The sequence below is a fragment of the Desulfosarcina cetonica JCM 12296 genome, assembly GCF_001311845.1.
In the GTDB taxonomy this organism is placed as follows: domain Bacteria; phylum Desulfobacterota; class Desulfobacteria; order Desulfobacterales; family Desulfosarcinaceae; genus Desulfosarcina; species Desulfosarcina cetonica.
Genome location: NZ_BBCC01000558.1, coordinates 1 through 507 on the forward strand (window position 1 = coordinate 1; position 507 = coordinate 507).

Sequence of the window (507 nt, forward strand, 5' to 3'; positions counted from 1 at the left end):
AACTCCAGCTTGCCGCTCTCGATCAGCTCGAGCAGGTACTGGGTGATGTGGACCACCTCGAAATTGGCCATGAACTCGGGATATTCGTTTTTCAGCGTATGGTAGCAGTGCGGCGAGGAGACCAGGATGCGCTTGACCCCGTTGTCGATGAAGGTCTTGATGTTCTCGCGGGCCAGATTCTTGAAAACGGTCTCGCTGCCGGTCTTCCTGATGCTCTCGCCGCAGCAGTTTTCCTTGTCGCCGAGAATGCCGAAATCGATGCCGGCTTTATTGAGGATGTTGGCCGTGGCCACGGCCACCTTTTTCATGCGCGGGTCATAGCTTAAGTAGCAGCCCACAAATAGAGCAGTTCCATGCCCTCGGCATAGGGCTTGACCGACACCCCGTTACCCTTGGCCCAGTCCCCGCGCTTGCCGCGGTCGAACTGCAGGGGGTTGCCCTCGGAAATCAGGCTGGAACGCGCCGTGCGGGCCGATTTGACCGAGGCGGGAAAGACCTCGTAGGCGG

General features: G+C 59.0%; 1 protein-coding gene and 1 pseudogene. Both read right to left on the minus strand.

The window, feature by feature from the left end:
- On the minus strand, window positions 1-338 hold a 338-nt coding region (locus tag JCM12296_RS35570; protein ID WP_246805360.1), incomplete at its 3' end, for a (Fe-S)-binding protein.
- Window positions 323-507: pseudogene (locus tag JCM12296_RS46830) on the minus strand (hypothetical protein); the annotation flags it as partial. The gene JCM12296_RS35570 and the pseudogene JCM12296_RS46830, both read right to left, overlap by 16 nt.